The sequence below is a fragment of the Fibrobacter sp. UWOV1 genome (assembly GCF_900142495.1).
GTDB lineage: Bacteria > Fibrobacterota > Fibrobacteria > Fibrobacterales > Fibrobacteraceae > Fibrobacter.
Genome location: NZ_FRBA01000012.1, coordinates 53871 through 71527, shown reverse-complemented (window position 1 = coordinate 71527; position 17657 = coordinate 53871). Strand labels below are relative to the sequence as shown.

The following is a 17657-nucleotide window of genomic DNA, read 5'->3' as shown; positions in this document are numbered from 1 at the left end:
AACAAGCAGATGGGTTCTCCCGAAGATTATAACAATCCTGTCGCCGAAGGGAACCTCTGGAAGATTACACCCAAGGACCCGTCCAAGCCAACGCTTTACTATTCACAAAAGAAAAAGCGCGTCATGAAAATGTCTGTAGTCGTGAACGGGGCGAATGCCGTAAGCGAGTTCGAATATTGCGACAACTCCTGCCCGCTGCCAGGGACTCTCAAGAAAGTAACGATAAAGACTTCCACGCCTCAGGGCGGCGAAAGTACGGTTGTTTTAGAAGTGTTGAGGGCAAAACAGAGGCATGTGCTGCCGATGAAAATGTTTGACGTGGAGTGAGGTTGCAGAAAGACTGCATTTTTCTCAAAGACGCAAAATCTTTTTCGCTTGAAAAACAAAAAGCGCCATGTTTGGCGCTTTTGAAGTTTTTACTGATTTTCTTGGTTTTTCGCCTTGAATTTAATCACCCAGATTTCGGAGTCGCTCCCTAAGCGCACAGGCGGACCCCAGCAATCGAAGCCGGAACTCACGAGCCAGAGCACGCCGCTGAGTGCGCCCTTGCCGTAGGCGAGTTTCCACACGTAGTCGATAAGGACGGTGACCGGGAAGAACTGGCCGTTATGCGTGTGGCCCGAAAGGGCAAAGTCCGGGAGTCTGCCGGCATGCGTTTTTTCGATTCCCTTGGGCTGGTGGTCCAAGAGAATCCAGGGGCGGTAAAGCGGAATCGTGTCGTAAGTAATTGCAGGGGCGGCGGCAACGGTATCCATGGTCGAATCTTGCGCGGCAACTGTCCTTGTAGAATCTGCGAGAGAATCTGTAGAATCTTTTACGTGTTCCACGATTTTTATAGAATCGGGAATGAGTTCGCTAAGCGGCTTGCGTTCGGTGTCCCTGCTGCGGGCAACCGTAAAGTCGGTGCGGCCCGTAAAGCAGACGCCGCCCAGGCATGCGGTAGAATCGTCGAGCACCACGAAGCCGACCTTGCGCATCCATTCTTCGGGGCTGTTGTCCGAGTTCGCCATGAACGCTTCGTGATTTCCGTTGATGGCAACTGCCGCCACTTTCGCGCCGGCGGTCAGTTTTTTGAACAAACTATCGTAACCCGCATGGTCCATCTTTTCGGTGGTAATATCTGCGAGGTCGCCGCCGAATAACAAGTAGTCGGGCTTAATAGAATCGACTTGTGCAATAAGGCGCTCCAGTTTTTGGGGGTCGAACAGCGGGTCAACATGAATATCGCTAAAGAATACCGCGGTAAAGCTTTCGGTGTAAACGCCCGGCAAGTCGATAGTAAGCAAGTTCGTCTTGTATTCATCGTTGTGCTGCATGCCGTAGCCGATGAATATGAACGTGAATGCGCATGTGATTCCGAGCAGGTAGCGGCTTACGCGGCGTACCAGGTGGCGGCTCAGGTGATGCGGCTGCGTAAAGTAGTAACCGATTCTGTAGAGTGTCCAGGGAATGTAAAGAATTAGAGAATTGGGGAGCCAGACCGCAAAAAAGGTGACAATTAAACTACCGATCAGTGTAGAGCGCAAGAACATGCCCAAAAAGAGAACGAACAGCACTGCGGCACCGATAATTTTACCCGTTTTTCCCTTGGCGACGCTGCTCACGTTAATATAAATCAGCACAAGGCCAATAAGCAGTATAAATAGGAACGCAATCATGTTTCAATAATAGCAAAACTTTTTTTGAGTTTAGCTATATTTGACCCCGTATGGCTTTATGTATTGAATCAGATCATTTGGAAAAGGTCCAGAGGATCTTGGCCCTTCATTTCGAGGGGCTGGAAGTTTGGGCGCATGGAGCCCGTGTCACTGGAGTAGACCTTACTCCCGATACGGAACTGGAATTGGTGGTTATTTCAGACAGTCCCCTTTCTTTCGAGGCGATGACCGCCGTCGAAAAGGCTTTTGTCGATAGCGGACTCCCGTTCCGGGTCGATGTCATGGACTGGGCGAAATTGCCTGAATCTCTCCAAAAACAAATCAAGAAAGAACACGACGTGGTTCAAGCCGCTGCGGAATCCTAGTATGAAACGTCTTTTACCCTTTGCTTTGGTGGCAATGCTTGCCGCTACCGCTTTTGCCCAAGACGAAATTCGTGAGGCAAAGAACTTAATCCAGAACGGCCAGTGTGCCGAGGCGATTGCCCCGCTCCAGAAGGTCTACAAGTCCAGCTTCCGCAAGTCCTCGGGCGAAAAGGCCGCCGTGATGCTCACGGAATGCTACTTGCGCGAACACAAGCGCGACGAAGCCTTGAAGCTTTCTTCCCGATTCCTGGAATACTACGTGAACACGATTTACCGCGAACGCATGGAACTGGCTAACGCCATCGTGCTGGTCGAAAAGGGTAGCGTTTACGAAGGTGTAGAAGCCATGCTCCGGATTCTCGCCTACTCCAAGAATCCGGCCGCCCGCAGCCGCACCAAGGATGTCGCCATCCAGACGCTCGCCGCCTCGCTTTTGACCGCTGACCAGTTGCAGGCCCTTTTGGAAAAGTACCCGGTCGACAAGGACATCGTGGGCTGGATGCAGCTGCAGATCGGCCGAGAATGCCAGAATTCCAAGCGCTACAAAGCCGCCCGTTACTGGTACAAGAAGGTGATTGCAGGTGGGGTAGCCGAAAACCTCTCCAACACCGCCGAAAAGGGACTTGAATCCTTGGAAGACCGCGGCGCCGGTATGCCGACGGTCTTGGTGCTCGCCCCCCTTTCGGGCGACTATGCCGAATTCGGCGCGGCGGCTATCCAGGGCGTGATTCTCGCCCAAGAAAAAGCCGGACTCAAGGGCAAGGTGAACCTGCGCGTGGCCGATACCCGTGCTGACGCCGCCCAGGCGCTTTTGCGTACGCAGCAGGCCATTAACCAGGATAGCATTGTGGCTGTTATCGGCCCCATTATGAGTGCCCCGGCCGCGACCGTTGCCGCTTGGCTCGGCAGTAATTTCCAGAACATCCCGATGCTTACCCCGACGGCAACCGACGACGGTATCGCCAAGATGGGCCCGAACATTTTCCAGGTGAACATCACCATGGATAACCTGGCAAAGAGCATCGCTGACTTCGCCACCAAGTGCCTGAACATCCGCGAATACGCGGTCTTGAGCCCGCTCGGTGGCTATGGCGCCTCGATGTCGCAGAGCTTTACCACCGCCGTCGAACGTCGCGGCGGCTCCGTGATTGCCTTCCGTAACTATGAAGAAGGCCGCCCCGACTACAAGACCGAATTCAGCCTGCTTCGTGACGTGCGCTTCAAGCAGTTGAACCGCCGCCAGAACATTGCCCGCGGTGCCTCCGACCTCGATGCCGTGAACGCCAAGGAACGCCGCTTCTACATGCAGGATTCTACGTTCAACATTCCGGGCATCTTCATTCCGGCAACGAACCCGGGCGACGCCGGCCTCATGGCGGGCCAGGTGGCCTTCAACAAGATTTCGGGAACGTTGCTGGGTGCTTCCGGCTGGTACGGCCGCGAACTTTTGATCCAGGGCAAGCGCCAGGTGGACAGTTCTTACTTTAGCGTGCCTGCCATGGACATGGGCGGCAACAACGATGGCCTCAAGAAATTCGTGAGCGACTTCAAGGAACGTTGGGGTGCAGAACCTGGCGAAGACAGGGTGAGCGGACTCAGCTACGACGCCGCCAACATCGTGTTCAACTCCATGGCCAAGAACCCGAACAGCCTTACGAACTTGATTAACTACACTGCGAATTTCCAGGGCGTGTACGGCGAAATCAAGTTCAAGCGTGGCATGAACATGAACACCAAGATCGTGACCGTGAACAAGGGCAAGTTCGAAACCGTCGAAGGCTGCCCGGCGAAATAGAGCTTAGTTGGTAGAGCTTAGAACTTAGAATAGATATCAAAAAATTCCCGCAGCGGCGCGCTGCGGGAATTTTTGTTTCTAGGAGGGAGAGATTGATAAATTCGGATTTCGGAATTCGGAGTTGAAATTCTTTCTGACTTAGTCTTCTTCGCAGGTGGGGCAGAGCGATGCCGCCACGTAGTCCGGGGAGTCCCCGTTGCGGTAATAGGCATGCAGGCTGTCGTCGTCCAGGAGGTCGTCCAGGTTCCCGCCGCCGGCAGCGTCGAGTTCTTCCTTGACGCGGGCCTTGAATGCCATGAAGCCGGAGTGGATCATGTAGAATGACAATGCAGATGTTTTATGGAAAAGTTTCATAAGACCTCCGTCGCGTGTTACTTACATGTTGATAAGTTGTTAACCTCCTATACCAGTTATAGATAATTTTGGGTGACTAGGCAATACTAAAAATTCATGTAAGGTTTAAGAAACAATTCCGTATTTTTGGGGAATTTTGCGAAATTTTGGCACATTTGTCCAAAATGGCATTTACTAAGTTGTTGCCTGTCAACACGTTAGAATGCGCCTTCACACCTCGTTTGCGACCCCAGTCAAAGGCTTTCGACTATATTCCAACTTGGACTAAAAAGTAAGCAAATCGGGCCTTCTGAAACTGTCCAGACGGAGCCATTTTTTGTGGATAAATAGTGAATTCGTGATTTTTATCAATAGTTTATCAACAGGTTTGGGACGGTTCGCGGGTTGCCATATTTTCTAAATTTGCACCGATGCGATTTTTGAAGACGATTATTTTGGCCCTTTTTGCTTTGGCGAACCTTTGTATTGCCGACGAACCTCTTACGCTTTCGCTCCCCAAGGAGCAGGCCGAACTCTGGTCCAAGGCGACTTCGGCGACCATGGCCCTGCGCTATGGCGACGCCCTGGAAATTTCCAGGAAGTTGCGCGCACAGAACGAGGGCGCGGGCTGCGTGCTCGAAAACATCGTGCGCATCAGCATTTACGACGACAAGGGCGACACGGCCGCTTTGCAGAAGGCGGGCAAGTTCCTGGAAAACTGCAAGACCGCCGGCCTCTGGGATGCCTTGCGCCGTTTTGAGATGGGTTTCGTGCAGGGCGAGACGGGGCATTCGGTCAAAGGGGCAATAACCACGCGCTCTGCGGCTAAGGCATTCGAAGATTCCAAGGAACTCGAGGCTCGCGCCTTCTTTGCCATTTACGCCTATTACATAGACAAGAGCTTTAGCTGGGTTCCGTTCAAGTCGGACAACCGCGAACTTTACTTGGCCACTCTCGATAGCGCCTCGCAAAAGTCCGAACGATTCTGGCCGCTGTTCTTGACGCCGCTCATCTGGATGCATTACGACAAGGAAGACTTTGCGACAGGGCTTAAGCTTGCCGAACGCGGGCTCAAGCGGGCGCCGAATCACCCGGTCATGCTGCAGATCAAGGCCGACATGCTCTACCGCCTCAAAAAGTACGACGAGGCCGCGGGCATTTACGAGCGAAGCGCCGCCGATTACCTGAAGCGCACGGGCAAGAGCATTCGCTACTGGTGCTCGGCGCTGAACCTGATTCGCATTTACAGCGACAAGGGCGACAAGGCAAAGGCCGATACCTGGCGCAAGACCCTGGACGACCCGAAGTTCAAGGAACTCAAGGATTGGATGCCGGGCTCTTTGATGGATGACTTGAAAAAGAAAAAGCTTCTTTAGTTTTTTTGTATAGAAAATTTAACATCGAAAAATGGTATTAGGTACCCCAAAAAAAGCGTGTTAGTAAGAGGCACGCTTTTTATGGAGGTATTATGCCGCAACCGCTCCGCATAGGATTTTTCCTGGATGGCTTTACTCTGAAAAAGGTGAACGACTATTACCGCAACGTTCATCGGTTTCATTCGAGCCTGGACTTCAGGAGTCTAAGGCTCTGGGTCGAATCGCAGGCGATACGCTACTTCGAGGGCGGCAAGTACCGCGAGTTGCAAATGGAGTCGCACTATTACCACCCGTACCGCGACCCGCATGTGTTCGCGCGCGACCGCGAGGGCGTGTTCAGGCTGGAACAGACCTTGATGGATGCCGGTTACAGTGTGCATTTTAATAACCCCGCGGAGAGCGGTTGCGTGGGCCCGAACATGTTGCTCATGGAAGATGCGCTGCTGTTTGCCATGTACAGGCGCCTTGATGCCGTGGTGCTTTTAAGCACTCAGGGCGAATACGCGCCGCTCCCCGACAGGTTGCGCCTGCTGGGAGTCCCGACTCTTGTGCTGGGATGGGAATTCATTTACCCGAAGGCGAAATACATGGTCCGCTGGAAAACGGATTCGTGCCTGAGGCGCACCTGCGCCCATTACGTGGCCATGGAAAAAATCCTGGATTCCAATCCGAACGGCGATGCGCCCTGCGGATTTTTCTTCCAGCGCGAACACGCTTTTAGCAAAGGGCGTAATCCTCGACCGAAGGTGGCGGTGGGGCGCGATCCTCACGCGCCTCGCCGCCTTAATTAACAAAAAAAGCCCGGCTTAGCCGAGCTTTTTTTGTCAGAATCTTTGATTACAATTTATCTGCCTGTTTCTTTTCCCATTGAGAAAGGAAGTACCACGTCAGGCGAAGACCGAGGTAGTAGGTATCGCCGACGTTGTCCGTGCCGTTCGGGACTGCGCCGTACTGAATGGTAAAGCCTTCGACGTCGAGGTCGTTATAGCGGATGAAACGGTAACCGATGTAGCCGCCCAGAGCCAAACGACCGAGTTCGATGCGGAGTTCAAGTTCGGAGTTGACTGTAGTTGCGAACGTGCTGTAGAAACGGTCGCGGACGGTTTCCACGTGGTCTTCGTTGCCCTTTTCGAAATGGTCGAAGTGGGAGGCGAAGTGGAAGTTGATGAGGTTGAAACCGAAGCCGATTGCCGGAATCAGGTTGATCGGCGCATTTTCGCCGAAGAGCTTCCATGCGAACATCCAGTCGGCGCCGTAAGCGAACCATTCGACGTCGTAAAGCGGGAAATAATCGTCTGTGACGGCGTATGAACCTTCGGGCAGTGCGGTTGCGGGAATATCTGCGGTATACCAGTCGGCCTTGCGTTCGGACACCTGGGAGGGCATGAAGTTGAAGTCGATCCAGGTCATGAACTGCTTGTACTGGGCACCTACGTTTACGTGGAGTCCCAGGTACCAGTCATCGAACTTGTCGTATCTGAATGCGCCGTACGAAGTCGTTTGGACCGTATCGATATTGCCGGAGCTATCGGGGACGGCGTACTTGACGCGGTGACCGAAGTTCTGGAAGGCTGTGTTGTTCACGTAGCGCTGGAATTCCTTGCGCATGCCGCGGTAGTCGGCGCCAATGGAGATGAACCCACGGACGTGGTCCTTTTCGTAAAACCCTTCTTCTTCTTCGGCGAACGAGCCGGTTGCGAGGGTGAGCAAGCTGAGAGCGACAATGCTCAAAAAAGAGGCTATCTTTGTTTTCATAAAAGATTCCATTGCTAATATCTAGGCTATAAAATACATTATGTTTAGGAAAATTGCATCGGAAATTTTCATAAGATGTTAAAAATCAACGATTTACGTGCTTTTTTAGGAGCTAGGATGTTGAATTTTTGTGGAAAAATGGTCATGGGCGCCGCCTTCGGGCTTTTTATGGCTTTTTCGGCCTTCGGGCTGTCGGGCTGCAAAAGCGAGGCCGGAGGCGACGTGAAAACGGCCGACTGCGGCGAACTTCCGGCGCTGGAATATAGCGAAAACCTTAAAATGGGCAAGCTTTGCGGCGAGGATTATGCCGAAATCCGCTCGATCGTGGGGCGCGATACCTTGATCAAGCGATTCAGGCTGGGCGCGCCACTCAAGCGCGTGGTGGCGCTTTCGTCGTCGCAGGTGGGCTACATGCTGCGCCTCGGGCTGCGCGACCGCATTGTGGCGGTGGGCGAGGGGCGCTACCTGGTCGATAGCTTGTTGTATGCGCGCGTCCAAAAAGGCGAGGTGGCCGAGGTCGGAAACGGGCCTACGCTTTCGCTTGAAAAGTTGATGGCGACAAAGCCCGACTTGGTGTTCGACTTTGCGACTGGCGGCGGCATGGACGACTACGAGCGCATTGGCGCCATCGGGCTTTCGCTGATGCTTACGTCGGAATGGCAGGAACGCACCCCGCTTGCAAAGGCCGAATGGATCAAGCTGTTCGGGCGCCTGTTCGGCGTAGAGGCTCTTGCCGATTCGATTTTTGAACAAAGTAAGAACGCTTATTTACAGGCTGTAGACGGGGGTGTTGCGGGGGTGTCCCCCGCTAGAGGGGGTAGCGAGCAACAACGTGCGAACGAGGGGGAAACTTCCCCCCATAAATCCGCTCAAGATGATACAATTCCACATTCCACATCCCACATTCCACACACACCTTGCCCCCGCGTGCTTGTGGGCATGAGCTACGGCGGCGTGTGGCATGCGCCGGGCGGCAAGAGCTTTACCGCACAACTTATCAAAGACGCCGGCGGCTGCTACCTGTGGGCCGCGGACACCAATCAGGATCTGCAGTTCAGCCTCGAAGAAATCTTGCAGGTGGCAGATAGCGCCGACGTGTGGGTGAATCCGGGAATGTTCGCGACCGTAGAGGACTTGCTGATGGCCGAACCCCGCGTAAAGTACATCAGGGCGTTCAAGGAAAAACGCGTATACCAGAATGACGGCATCAAGGGTGCCGGCGGCGGGAACGATTTCTTCGAGTCGGCTGTCGCATACCCTGCCGAAATTCTTACGAATTTGCGTCTGTGTATACAAAACTCTACAAATGGGGCAGATTCTACCCGAAAGGGTTTTGACTGGTACCATAATATTTTTATCTTTTAGAACATGAAGACTCATACTGGTATTGGTGACTGGATTGCAGCCAACTATGAACTTGGGACACCTTTTTTGCAGCAGGTGCCCAGGGACTGTGCAGACTATTTGCTCTTGAATGCGCAGATCCGCGAGTACGAGCCGGGGGAAATCATTATCAACGGTGGTTCGGTCGGGGATTCGTTCTGCGTGTTGCAGAGTGGCAGAGCTTTTATTTGTGGCGAACTTTTGGCCGATGGCCATTACAATACGCTTGCCCAGCTCGAAATGGGCGCCTGCTTTGGCGAAATGTCCATCATTTGTAACGAACCCACGAGCAATACGGTGGTTGCTGGCGAAGAAGGTGCCACGGTGCTTCACATTCCAAGCGACGAGTTCGTGAAGTTCCTGGACAAGAACCCGAATATCATGGTGTACCTTTACAAGGTGGTCGCCGACCGCCTGCGTGCAAAGAACAAGGCATTCGACGAATTCGAAAGACTTTCGCTCCTTGCTTCTGCAAAGGTGCTCCCCTTTATCGATTTTGCGCAAACTTTGGAAAAGAGCCGTGTGACGGGAACGGTCATGTTCGAATGCAGTGGCGAAAAGGGCTTTATCGCATTCCAGGATGGTCGAATCTGCTGTGCCAAGTGCGGCAAACTGGCAGGCCCAGACGCTCTTGAAAAAATGCTCTCCTGGGGCGACGAGACGTTGTTCAAGCTCGACACGCACCTGATGCCTGACATCGTGAACATCAACCAGATGTCCGACACCACGAGCCTGATTCTGGATGCGCTCAGAAATATTGATGAAAAACAAAATGCCCACTAAGGGCTAACACGTGCCCAAGACTTGGGCAAAAGGATAAAAGATGAATTACGCAGACGCAGGAGTGTCCTTGGCACGTGCCGACGAAGCAATGGTCGGTGTCAAGAAATCCGTACGTACTACATTCAACCAGGGCGTTTTGGGCGACGTGGGTAACTTCGGCGGCCTATTCACGCTGAACCACCTCGGCATGAAGGATCCCGTGCTCGTGAGCTCTGTGGATGGCGTGGGCACCAAGCTCAAGGTCGACATCGAAATGGGTACGCACGAACTTCCGGGCCAGGACATTGTGAACCACTGCTGCGATGACATTCTGGTGCAGGGTGCACGTCCGCTGTTCTTCCTGGACTACGTGGCTACCGGCCGCCTGGAACCGGGTGTCATGGACAAGCTCGTTGCCGGTATGGCCAAGGCCTGCCGCGAAAACGACCTCGTGCTGATCGGTGGCGAAACTGCTGAAATGCCGGGTTTCTACGGTCCGGGTGACTACGATATTTCCGGCACCATCGTTGGCGTGGTGGAACGCGAAAACATTATCGATGGCAAGAAGATCAAGCCGGGTACCATTATCCTCGGCCTGCCTTCTACTGGCCTTCACACCAACGGTTACTCTTTGGCCCGTAAGGTGCTCTTTGACGTGGCCGGCTACAAGGTCGACACCATGGTCGATGGCATGGACAAGTCCATCGGTGAAGCTCTCGCCGTGCCGCACCGCAGCTACTACCCGAGCCTCATCGATCTTTGCAACAAGAAGATCATTCAGGGCCTCGCCCACATCACCGGTTCTGGCTACCAGGGCAATATTCCGCGCATTCTGCCGGACGATGTCGACGTGATTATCGACCGCACCACGTGGGATCCTCCGATGATCTTCAAGCTCATCCAGCAGGCTGGCTCCGTGGAAAAGGACGAAATGTACAATACCTTCAACATGGGTATGGGCATGCTCATCTTCATCGACCCGGCTGACAAGGCCGAAGTCACCGCTCACCTCGAAGCCAAGGGCGAAAAGTGGGTGCAGATCGGTGAAGTCGTGAAGGGCTCCAAGCAGGTGAAGTTCAGGGACTAATGACAAATGTGTGGTGTGTAATGTGTGATGGTTAATTCCACATACCACATTTCACATTAAAAGGCCTCCACGTTCCGTGGGGCCTTTTGTGTACATTTAGGGAACATATAATGATTTAGTAATGTGATTTTGCTTTGAAAATCGGGCAACAGAATTTATTTTTAGAATTGAAAAACAATAAGAGGATGTATGAAACGTAAACTGATGAAGTCGATGATTGCGGCCGGTGCGGTCGCCATGATTTGTGCTTGCGGCGACGATTCCGCTTCGAGCAATCCTGCAACTCCGATTGCCGATAACGCCTGCGCAAAGGCTGTTGTAATGGCGGACGCGTGGCTCTTGAACAACTGGGTCATTTATGCCGACGGTAACGTGACCGATCTTGCCGGTGCCGCAGTGGGCTACTATGCCGACGGAATCGTCATGGACTTGGCAGGCGCTCCCCTTGCACAGAATGTCAATCTCGCTGACCTTACCGCCTGTGCTGCAAATGCCAGCATCAATCCTGATACCGGTTTACCTGTAAAGCTCAGCTCTTCGTCTGAGGCAAGCAATCCGGGCGACCCGACCAATCCGACTTCTTCGGCAGGCGCTAATCCGGGTGATCCGACGAATCCGACTTCTTCGGCAGGCGCTAATCCGGGTGACCCGACGAATCCGACATCGAGTGCAGGCGGCACGGAACCGACCGACCCGACTTCGAGCGCGGGCACCGAACCTACCGTAAGCAGCAGCTCCGTGAATACGAATCCGGAACTGGGCCCCGACGGGTTCCCGACTCTGGAATCTTACGGTGCACCTCCTGCAGCTTATACCAAAGAAATTCGCGATAACGGAAAGACCGGTTGGAATAGCCGCTATTGGGATGGCTGCAAGCCCCACTGTTCTTGGCTCAGCAGTGTTGATACCACGAGCGAAGAAACATTCCAGGCTGGCCGTACCGTTGCACGTAACTGCAATGTTCACGACGTAGAGGTTCCTGCCTATACCCTGGGACACGCTGTTCAGCAATACTGGATGGGTTATGAAGGGACCAATAGCGCTTGCGACAAAAAGGACGCTACGGGTACATTCTCTTGCACGGACATGGCGCCTATTGCTGTGAACGACACTCTTTCGTATGCTTATGTTGCCGGTTCCGGAGCTCAGTATAAGTTCGGTTGTGGCAAGTGTTATCACTTGCAGTATAATGGCGGCAAGAACGATGGCGATGTCAAGAAAACACACAAGGCTCTGAATGGCAAGCATATTGTGGTTATGGTATCCAATATCGGTTACGATGTGGAAGTTGGCCAGTTTGACTTGTTGATTCCTGGTGGTGGCGTGGGCGCCTTCGATGCCCTTTCGACCCAGTTGGGCTTGACAGACGCTTCGGTACTTGGTGCCAATGGTGGTGGCATCGGAAGAGTCTGCTTTGAACAGGTTGGCTGGGACGGCGAAGTCGCCGATTTCCAGAAGTGCATCATTGACGGCTGCGAAAAGGCTTTTTCAAAGTGGCCGAACTTGCTGCGCGGCTGTAAGTGGTATGCCGAATGGTACATGGCTGCCGACAACCCGACTTACAACTGGGAAGAGGTGGAATGCCCGCAGTACTTGATTGATCACTACATGACAACCATCAACACGACCAAGGACAACCGTTTCCGTTGGCGTGATGACTGGTCTGACTACAAGAAGGGTGATGCTCTTGAAACGCAGGAATGCCTGACGGACGAATATCCGCAGGGTTGCGCCCCGTAAGAGGTTTTATGAATCGTAAGTTATTCAAGAGTGTAATTGCTGCAGGTGCGGTCGCCATGATTTGCGCTTGCGGTGACGATACAAAAACGATTACTGCTAACGACGCATCTAATAACGAGCTTTCTTCGTCGAGTGTAGGTTCGCAAAATCCGGTATTGTCTTCAAGTAGCGTCAATGCTCAGAATCCGGCATCTTCTGATTCCGAGATTCGCGTAAACAACCCTTGCAATAAGGTTGCGCTTACCTCTACCGCTTGGTTGCTTGATGTTGCCGGTGAAAGTTGGGGTATCTATGCCGATGGCCGCGTGACAGATGCTGCGGGAAATTCGATTGGAACTTTTGCGGAAGGGACGATTGTAAATGCTCTAGGTCAGGTGGTGATGGAGAATGTAGATCTCACCGTTCTGCCTATTTGCGAGGCGAATGCCACTGTGGATCCTAAAACGGGAGATGTGACGCTCTTGAGTTCGGCTTCTGCTGACCCGACCTCTAGCGCGGACGCCGGGATTATTGAAAGCAGCGGCTCCGTGAATACGAATCCGGAACTGGGCCCTGACGGGTTCCCGACTCTTGAATCTTACGGTGCGCCTCCGGCCGAATACACCAAGGACATTAGCGCTACGGCAAAGCGCGGCTGGAATACCCGTTATTGGGATGCCTGCAAACCGCATTGCTCTTGGCTTAAGGAAAGCTCTAACGATACAACTCGTGCAGATACGTCTTCCAACGAGGCGTTCCTTGCCGACTTTGGCACTGCACGTAACTGCAACATCCACGATGTCGAAGTCCCTACCTTTACCTTGGGTGACGTCAGTAAGGCTTGGTTCGGTTACAACGGGACCAGAAGCGCTTGCGGCGACGAAAAGGAAAAGGGCGTGTTCACCTGCACCGACATGGCTCCGATCCAGGTGACAGAGAACCTGTCTTATGGTTACGTTGCGGGTACAGCCAACAGCAAGTGCGGCAAATGCTATCACTTGCAGTACGATGGCCACTTCGCGAACGAGATGGAAAACAACCCGCCCAGGGAAACCCACAAGGCTCTCAAGGGCAAGCACATGATCGTGATGGCCTCTAACATCGGTATGGATGTGGCTGGCGGCAATCCTAATCTTCCGGCAGGACAGTTTGACTTGATGGTGCCGGGTGGTGGCGTGGGCGCTTTTGACGCTCTTACAACTCAGGTGAAAAAAGGCAGCGACTTTAACTGGGGTGCAGGCTTTGGCGGATTCTTGACCGAATGCCAGAACCAGCTCGGTTACGACGCTACTCTCGCCGCATACCAGACCTGCATCAAGGATATGTGCGACGCGGCCTTCGGCGACGCCGGCCTCCCGAACCTGTTGCGCGGTTGCCACTGGTTTGCCGACTGGTACATGGCCGCAGACAATCCGACCTACTACATCGAAGAAGTGGAATGCCCGCAGTACTTGATTGACCACTACATGAGCCGATACAACACCTCTCTAGAAAACAACTTCAAGAAGGTGACGGACTGGTCCACTTTCAAGGAAGGCGACGTGCTCGATACGCTCCACTGCTGGAAGGCGGGCGAAGCTCCTCCGGAAAACGGCTGGCAGAATCCGAGTGCCGGCTGCGATGTGGAATAGCTGGAATCAACGCGATTTGAATAGTCCTGCGATAATTTCGCGGGGCTTTTTTTACTTTACGCGGGAATGTTAATTTGTTAGATTTGGTGGTGCTGAAGAACAATTTTCTAGTGTATGAATTAAGGTGTTTTATGAAGTATTTCTTCACAATAGCTTCGGTCTTATTATTGTCTATGTTATGTGCTTGCGCGTACATTGACGATAATGGATTGTCTGAGTCTCCAGAAGAAACATCGTTCGAAAACATTCAGGGATGTTTTTATTCGGATGAGGTGTTTCCCCCTGATTATTGGGGAAATGCTGGATACATCTTTTGTAGAGAAATATGTATTCACGATTCCGTTGCCGTAATTCGAGAAAAGTATTTTGGTCATATAAAACAAACGGGTGAGCTTATTACAGTAAGTGAAAATGAATTTGATACGGATACGACGTACAACTATAAGATTGTGTTGCAAGAAAATGAGGCAGATGGAAGTTATCTCTACAACCTGCGAATTGGTTGGGAAGACTTCATATATGAAGCTGGTGATTATGGCAAACGTATGCGTGGTTATGGCGATAAGATGTATTTGAGCATTCGCGAGGTAGAACCATGCAAAAACTAGTCTTGTTTGTTTTGCTCGCTTTGTGCGTTAATGCAAATGCGTTCTTTGTTGGCGGGAATATTTGGGATAGCCGAATTCAAAGTGACAATGTCATTAGGGAGCCTGCCGGAGCATTGGGCTTTTCTTTAGAGACAGGGGTCTTTGATGAACCGGAGAATTTTATAGACTACAAGATGTCCATTGAATTGCGTCGTTTTGGCTATTCGTTTGATGATGGCGAACAAACGGTCGCATTTTGGGGAATCGGCATAAAACCTATGATTTGGTCTGTGACATATAAAAAGTTTGTTGCGGATGCATATTTTAGTTATTTCTTCATATTTAATCACGATAAATTGAATGAAAAGACGGAAGAGAAAAAGGAGTCCTTTGCGCATGATCTTGCGGGATCTTATGGATTTCGCCTTGGCTATAAATTGACGGATAAACTGACGCTTTCCGTCATGGGTGATTTTGTCCAAATGGATTGGCGTTATCGTGATACCTATAATTACGACTTGATCGATGACGGGATTGCAACTTATATGATTGGCGGTTTCGGTCTTTCTGTTCTGTACAATATTTTCTAGTGTATGAATAACCTGCTTAAAGCGATTATCCTGGCGTTACTGATTCCCTGTGCGGTCTTTGCGCAGGTGTTGCCAACTCCAAAAGATACCACTGACCGCCATGTAATGGGGTATGAGTTTGGCTCGCCCTTAGTTTTGCTTGGCGTGGGGTGGAACTATACGCTAGACTGCAGAGATGTTTCTATCGACGAAATTGAACCTTTCTTTGAAGGTGAAGAGTGGTACGATTCCTACCGCCTTAAAGGCAAGTTCTGGAAATATTCCGGCATATCGATGGTGACGCTTGAGCTGCTTTCCTTGATTACCGGGAGCGTAAGCGCGTCGCAGAAAGGTGGAAAGTATGTTCTAGTAGGTAGTGCTGCCATGGCACCGCTTTTATGGCTGTCATTCTTTGAATATTACGAAGTGCAGAACATGAAGGTGGATAGCTATAACGCGGGTCGTGATATTCAAGAGGCCTTGATGGAGCGTGAAAAGGCCAAGGCGCAATTGCAAACGAGCAAGAAAATGCATGCGGCAGGAGTGTTTATGGCGGTGGCTTCTGCGGCTTTGATTGCGACGGGCGGTGTTGCCATGGTAAATGACAAAAATTATGGCCATTTTTTGATGATGGGAGGCGTTGTTGCCATTCCGTTTGGGGCTACAATGATGGCTGTGTCTCATGCAAGCTATAGTTCTGCAGTGAATCGCTATAACCGGCTAGAAGAATAATCCTGAAATTTTGTATCTTGTAGGGCATGAATAAGAAGATCCTCGCTGTTAGTCTGGTTGCATGTTCCCTTGTGTTTGCCGGGGAGCATTGGAACGTAGATGCGGGCGGGGTATCGATGAAGTACCTCTCGATGCATGCTTCGGCTAGGACTGCCGGCCTTTCGGGGGCGGGCGTTGCCGATGCAGCGAATGCTTCTGAAATTTCGCGTAACCCGCTGGCTATGTCCGCAGTTCAAGAGGCCGAGGCGGGCATTAACCATATTATTTTCCCGGAAATGACGGCCGACGATTTTACGACGGCGTATTTGGCGCTCCCGTTCGAATTCTGGAAATTCCCGCTCACGGCGTCGGCAGGTTTTGAATTCTTGGGTTACGATGGAATCGAGGGCCGCGACGAAGAGGGTTTCAAGACGTCGGAATACGGTGCCTACGCCTGGTCGCTCTCGGCGGGCCTCGGTAACCGCAGCAAGGTTTTTAACTGGGCAACGTCGGCGCGTTTGAGTGTGCAGACGATTGATGACGAATCGGCGATTGCGTTCCTTGGCGATGTTGGTGGCGCCTACCATGTGAATGAATACTTTGCCTTTGGCGCGACCCTTACGAACTTTGGCTACATGAGCGACTACGATGGCGAAGATGAAACCGCCCCGATGGCATTGCAGGCAGGCATTACGGGCATTTTGCCGATTGCAAAGTTCTTTGACTTGCAGAGCAATTGGAACTTGCACATGTCTGCCGACGCTTACCGCCGCGCCGATATGCAGGACCCCGAATGGCGATTCGGTGGCGAACTGAATTACGCTGACTTGCTTGCGTTCCGTATGGGCTACGCGGCGCGCCCCGATACCGAAGACGGAATCAGTGCGGGCCTTGGCGTTGCCGTCGGTATGGCGCATTTCGATTACGCCTACAGCCCCAAAAAAGCGTTTGACGGCGGCTACCACTACCTGACGCTTGGCATTCGATTCTAGTTAATCACTAAGTTCTAAGTTCTGCCAACTAAGTTCTTTTTAGCTCTGGTGTTTCTTAATATGATAATTGAGGCAGCCGCGGCTGATGCCTAGTTTTTGCGCGGTGACACTTTTGTTGCCGCTGTTCTTGGAAAGTTCTGAACAAATTAAGTTCCATTCGGGTGTTTCGGCAATGCGCCTGGATTTTGCCTGGTATAGTGTGCAAGTGTCTGCGACTGTGGCGGGTTCGCTGAATTCGTCGGTAAGCACGTTGCCCAAGGTAATGTCGTAGGGCTTTAAAAGCGAATAGCGTTGCAATACGTTCTTGAGCTGGCGCACGTTTCCGGGCCATTTGCGCTTGGAAAGCAATGCAATCTCGCTTGCATTAAGCGGGTTGTGATCGGCGATTTCTTTCCAGATTTCTTGGGCGATAGCCGCAAAGTCTTCGCGTTCGCGGAGCGGCGGGATTTTCACGGGGAACACGTTCAGTCTAAAATAAAGGTCTTCGCGGAATCGCCCTGCGTGCACCTCGGCGCGCAAGTTGCGGTTGGTGGCGCAAACCAGGCGAAAGTCTACAGGCTGGGGGTCGCAGCTGCCGAGTGGCATTACGGAGCGCTCCTGCAAAATACGCAGCAGCTTGCACTGAATTTCGAGCGGCATCTCGCCGATTTCATCCAAGAAAAGCGTGCCGTGGTCCGCCGAGCGCACTACTCCCAGGCGCTCGTCGACGGCGCCGGTGAAAGCCCCCTTGCGGTGGCCTTCCAGAATGCTTTCGGTGAGTCCCTTGGCAATCGCCCCGCAATTGAGGGCGATAAAGGGCCCGCCCGCCCGCTTGCTGTGAGCGTGGACAAAGCGGGCGGCGACTTCTTTGCCGCTGCCCGATTCCCCAAGCAGTAGCACCGAGATGTCGGAGCTTGCCGCAATGCGTAACATGGATTCGTGTCTGTTCATAAAG

18 protein-coding genes are annotated in these 17657 nt (G+C 52.3%); 14 read left to right on the top strand and 4 right to left on the bottom strand.

Features of this window, described 5'->3' with window-relative positions; genetic code table 11:
- A partial coding sequence (locus BUC02_RS13715; RefSeq protein WP_175549880.1) for a hypothetical protein occupies positions 1 to 327 on the top strand: 327 nt, incomplete at its 5' end.
- A gap of 89 nt (positions 328 to 416) precedes the next feature.
- Here BUC02_RS13715 and BUC02_RS13710 read toward each other — a convergent pair.
- Complete coding sequence (locus BUC02_RS13710) at positions 417 to 1658, bottom strand: metallophosphoesterase (RefSeq protein ID WP_073323451.1); 1242 nt, start codon at positions 1656 to 1658, stop codon at positions 417 to 419.
- 98 nt (positions 1659 to 1756) lie between these two features.
- Here BUC02_RS13710 and BUC02_RS13705 point away from each other — a divergent pair, with 98 nt between their 5' ends.
- Both BUC02_RS13705 and BUC02_RS13700 read left to right on the top strand, forming a co-directional pair.
- The gene (locus tag BUC02_RS13705) at positions 1757 to 2023 is read left to right on the top strand and encodes a nucleotidyltransferase domain-containing protein (protein WP_254794231.1); all 267 of its coding nucleotides are present in this window, start codon (positions 1757 to 1759) and stop codon (positions 2021 to 2023) included.
- A gap of 1 nt (position 2024) precedes the next feature.
- Entirely contained in the window at positions 2025 to 3818 is a 1794-nt protein-coding gene (locus tag BUC02_RS13700) for a penicillin-binding protein activator (RefSeq protein WP_073323449.1), read from the top strand.
- Between the two features lie 138 nt (positions 3819 to 3956).
- Here the strand turns inward: BUC02_RS13700 and BUC02_RS13695 are convergent, their stop codons facing one another.
- Complete coding sequence (locus BUC02_RS13695) at positions 3957 to 4172, bottom strand: hypothetical protein (protein ID WP_073323447.1); 216 nt, start codon at positions 4170 to 4172, stop codon at positions 3957 to 3959.
- Positions 4173 to 4582: 410 nt separating this feature from the next.
- On the opposite strand from BUC02_RS13695, the gene BUC02_RS13690 reads away from it, so the two are divergent.
- Positions 4583 to 5527 carry a tetratricopeptide repeat protein gene (locus BUC02_RS13690; protein WP_254794230.1) on the top strand — a complete coding sequence of 315 codons (945 nt, stop codon included), beginning with the start codon at positions 4583 to 4585 and terminating at the stop codon, positions 5525 to 5527.
- A gap of 92 nt (positions 5528 to 5619) precedes the next feature.
- Positions 5620 to 6318 carry an NYN domain-containing protein gene (locus BUC02_RS13685; protein ID WP_073323445.1) on the top strand — a complete coding sequence of 233 codons (699 nt, stop codon included), beginning with the start codon at positions 5620 to 5622 and terminating at the stop codon, positions 6316 to 6318.
- Positions 6319 to 6364: 46 nt separating this feature from the next.
- Here BUC02_RS13685 and BUC02_RS13680 read toward each other — a convergent pair whose 3' ends face one another.
- On the bottom strand, positions 6365 to 7282 hold the full coding sequence (locus BUC02_RS13680) for a hypothetical protein (RefSeq protein ID WP_073323461.1): 918 nt from the start codon (positions 7280 to 7282) through the stop codon (positions 6365 to 6367).
- A 117-nt stretch (positions 7283 to 7399) separates the two neighbouring features.
- Between BUC02_RS13680 and BUC02_RS13675 the strand changes: the two genes are divergently transcribed.
- The 9 genes from BUC02_RS13675 to BUC02_RS13635 all read left to right on the top strand — a co-directional run bounded on the left by BUC02_RS13675 (position 7400) and on the right by BUC02_RS13635 (position 16723).
- Positions 7400 to 8647: an ABC transporter substrate-binding protein gene (locus BUC02_RS13675; RefSeq protein WP_175549879.1), complete on the top strand. Its 1248-nt coding sequence runs from the start codon at positions 7400 to 7402 to the stop codon at positions 8645 to 8647.
- Positions 8648 to 8650: 3 nt separating this feature from the next.
- Positions 8651 to 9448, top strand: coding sequence for a Crp/Fnr family transcriptional regulator (locus tag BUC02_RS13670; RefSeq protein ID WP_073323441.1), 798 nt, complete (start codon positions 8651 to 8653; stop codon positions 9446 to 9448).
- A gap of 40 nt (positions 9449 to 9488) precedes the next feature.
- Positions 9489 to 10514, top strand: a complete 1026-nt coding sequence (gene purM / locus BUC02_RS13665; RefSeq protein ID WP_073323439.1) for a phosphoribosylformylglycinamidine cyclo-ligase — start codon at positions 9489 to 9491, stop codon at positions 10512 to 10514.
- Positions 10515 to 10703: 189 nt separating this feature from the next.
- The gene (locus BUC02_RS13660) at positions 10704 to 12254 is read left to right on the top strand and encodes a hypothetical protein (protein ID WP_073323437.1); all 1551 of its coding nucleotides are present in this window, start codon (positions 10704 to 10706) and stop codon (positions 12252 to 12254) included.
- A gap of 8 nt (positions 12255 to 12262) precedes the next feature.
- Positions 12263 to 13864, top strand: coding sequence for a glycosyl hydrolase family 5 (locus tag BUC02_RS13655; RefSeq protein ID WP_254794229.1), 1602 nt, complete (start codon positions 12263 to 12265; stop codon positions 13862 to 13864).
- 131 nt (positions 13865 to 13995) lie between these two features.
- Entirely contained in the window at positions 13996 to 14472 is a 477-nt protein-coding gene (locus tag BUC02_RS13650; protein WP_073323435.1) for a hypothetical protein, read from the top strand.
- Positions 14460 to 15041, top strand: a complete 582-nt coding sequence (locus tag BUC02_RS13645; protein WP_073323433.1) for a hypothetical protein — start codon at positions 14460 to 14462, stop codon at positions 15039 to 15041. Before BUC02_RS13650 ends, BUC02_RS13645 begins: the two co-directional genes overlap by 13 nt.
- A gap of 3 nt (positions 15042 to 15044) precedes the next feature.
- Positions 15045 to 15752: a hypothetical protein gene (locus BUC02_RS13640; protein ID WP_073323431.1), complete on the top strand. Its 708-nt coding sequence runs from the start codon at positions 15045 to 15047 to the stop codon at positions 15750 to 15752.
- Positions 15753 to 15778: 26 nt separating this feature from the next.
- Positions 15779 to 16723 (top strand): PorV/PorQ family protein, encoded by a 945-nt coding sequence (locus tag BUC02_RS13635; protein WP_073323429.1) that lies wholly within the window; start codon positions 15779 to 15781, stop codon positions 16721 to 16723.
- Positions 16724 to 16762: 39 nt separating this feature from the next.
- Here the strand turns inward: BUC02_RS13635 and BUC02_RS13630 are convergent, their stop codons facing one another.
- Positions 16763 to 17653, bottom strand: a complete 891-nt coding sequence (locus tag BUC02_RS13630) for a sigma 54-interacting transcriptional regulator (protein ID WP_073323426.1) — start codon at positions 17651 to 17653, stop codon at positions 16763 to 16765.
- Between the last annotated feature and the right edge of the window lie 4 nt (positions 17654 to 17657).

What these genes read in the sequence shown, in the direction of transcription:
- BUC02_RS13690 (WP_254794230.1), top strand. Translation starts at nt 4,583, where the DNA reads ATGCGATTTTTGAAGACGATTATTTTGGCCCTTTTTGCTTTGGCGAAC.
- BUC02_RS13675 (WP_175549879.1), top strand. Translation starts at nt 7,400, where the DNA reads ATGTTGAATTTTTGTGGAAAAATGGTCATGGGCGCCGCCTTCGGGCTT.
- BUC02_RS13670 (WP_073323441.1), top strand. Translation starts at nt 8,651, where the DNA reads ATGAAGACTCATACTGGTATTGGTGACTGGATTGCAGCCAACTATGAA.
- BUC02_RS13700 (WP_073323449.1), top strand. Translation starts at nt 2,025, where the DNA reads ATGAAACGTCTTTTACCCTTTGCTTTGGTGGCAATGCTTGCCGCTACC.
- BUC02_RS13695 (WP_073323447.1), bottom strand. Translation starts at nt 4,172, where the DNA reads ATGAAACTTTTCCATAAAACATCTGCATTGTCATTCTACATGATCCAC.
- BUC02_RS13635 (WP_073323429.1), top strand. Translation starts at nt 15,779, where the DNA reads ATGAATAAGAAGATCCTCGCTGTTAGTCTGGTTGCATGTTCCCTTGTG.
- purM (WP_073323439.1), top strand. Translation starts at nt 9,489, where the DNA reads ATGAATTACGCAGACGCAGGAGTGTCCTTGGCACGTGCCGACGAAGCA.
- BUC02_RS13660 (WP_073323437.1), top strand. Translation starts at nt 10,704, where the DNA reads ATGAAACGTAAACTGATGAAGTCGATGATTGCGGCCGGTGCGGTCGCC.
- BUC02_RS13640 (WP_073323431.1), top strand. Translation starts at nt 15,045, where the DNA reads ATGAATAACCTGCTTAAAGCGATTATCCTGGCGTTACTGATTCCCTGT.
- BUC02_RS13680 (WP_073323461.1), bottom strand. Translation starts at nt 7,282, where the DNA reads ATGAAAACAAAGATAGCCTCTTTTTTGAGCATTGTCGCTCTCAGCTTG.
- BUC02_RS13645 (WP_073323433.1), top strand. Translation starts at nt 14,460, where the DNA reads ATGCAAAAACTAGTCTTGTTTGTTTTGCTCGCTTTGTGCGTTAATGCA.
- BUC02_RS13655 (WP_254794229.1), top strand. Translation starts at nt 12,263, where the DNA reads ATGAATCGTAAGTTATTCAAGAGTGTAATTGCTGCAGGTGCGGTCGCC.
- BUC02_RS13630 (WP_073323426.1), bottom strand. Translation starts at nt 17,653, where the DNA reads ATGAACAGACACGAATCCATGTTACGCATTGCGGCAAGCTCCGACATC.
- BUC02_RS13685 (WP_073323445.1), top strand. Translation starts at nt 5,620, where the DNA reads ATGCCGCAACCGCTCCGCATAGGATTTTTCCTGGATGGCTTTACTCTG.
- BUC02_RS13650 (WP_073323435.1), top strand. Translation starts at nt 13,996, where the DNA reads ATGAAGTATTTCTTCACAATAGCTTCGGTCTTATTATTGTCTATGTTA.
- BUC02_RS13710 (WP_073323451.1), bottom strand. Translation starts at nt 1,658, where the DNA reads ATGATTGCGTTCCTATTTATACTGCTTATTGGCCTTGTGCTGATTTAT.